We start from the raw sequence: 1,246 nt of genomic DNA, 5'->3' as shown, positions 1-1,246 counted from the left end.
GTTCGTTTAAAACGAGTTTGGGTTTTGCTTTAAGCAAATTTATCTGTGTGATAAATTAGTTCTTAACGTTAGCAACAACACCAGCACCTACGGTACGACCACCTTCACGGATAGCGAAGCGTAGACCTTTGTCCATGGCGATTGGGTGGATTAGCTCAACGCTCATCTCAACGTTATCACCTGGCATAACCATTTCTGTACCTTCTTGTAGGGTGATGGCACCAGTTACGTCAGTAGTACGGAAATAGAATTGTGGACGATAGCCATTTAGGAATGGTGTATGACGACCACCTTCTTCTTTTGACAGTACGTATACTTCTGCGTCAAATTGAGTGTGTGGGGTGATTGAACCTGGTTTGGCTAGTACTTGACCACGTTGAACTTCTTCACGCTTGGTACCACGTAGAAGGATACCACAGTTTTCACCTGCACGACCTTCGTCTAGTAGTTTACGGAACATTTCAACACCAGTACAGGTGGTTTTGGCGGTTGGTTTGATACCAACGATTTCAACTTCTTCACCAACCTTGATAACACCTGATTCTACACGACCTGTTACAACAGTACCACGACCAGAGATTGAGAATACGTCTTCGATTGGCATTAGGAATGCTTTATCAATCGCACGCTCAGGCTCAGGAATGTAGCTGTCTAGGGTGTCTAGAAGTTGTAGGATGGCTTGTTCGCCATATTGACCTTGGTCACCATTAAGACCTAGTAGGGCAGAACCTTTAACGATTGGCGTGTCATCGCCAGGGAAATCATAAGAAGAAAGAAGCTCACGCACTTCCATTTCTACTAGTTCTAGTAGCTCTTCGTCATCAACAAGGTCGCACTTGTTCATGAATACAACGATGTATGGTACACCTACTTGGCGAGATAGAAGGATGTGCTCACGAGTTTGTGGCATAGGACCATCAGTTGCAGCAACAACCAAGATAGCACCGTCCATTTGAGCAGCACCAGTAATCATGTTTTTAACATAGTCAGCGTGACCGGGGCAGTCTACGTGTGCGTAGTGACGACCAGCAGTGTCATACTCAATGTGAGAAGTGTTAATGGTAATACCACGTGCTTTTTCTTCAGGAGCTGAGTCAATGGCAGCGTAGTCTTTTGCTTCACCACCGTGATGCTTAGCAGCAACGGTTGCGATAGCAGCGGTTAGGGTGGTTTTACCGTGGTCAACGTGACCGATGGTGCCTACGTTAACGTGTGGTTTGGTACGTTCAAATTTGGCTTTGGCCAT

The 1,246-nt window shown here is 45.7% G+C and carries 1 protein-coding gene; it reads right to left on the bottom strand.

The window, feature by feature from the left end; all coding sequences use genetic code 11:
* Positions 1–55 precede the first annotated feature (55 nt).
* Positions 56–1,246 carry an elongation factor Tu gene (gene tuf, locus MOB01S_RS12040; RefSeq protein WP_066805863.1) on the bottom strand — a complete coding sequence of 397 codons (1,191 nt, stop codon included), beginning with the start codon at positions 1,244–1,246 and terminating at the stop codon, positions 56–58.

The sequence above is a fragment of the Moraxella oblonga NBRC 102422 genome (assembly GCF_001598275.1).
Classification (GTDB): Bacteria; Pseudomonadota; Gammaproteobacteria; order Pseudomonadales; family Moraxellaceae; genus Moraxella; species Moraxella oblonga.
Note: the sequence above shows the minus strand (reverse complement) of the source record. Positions and strands in the feature narration are given on the sequence as shown.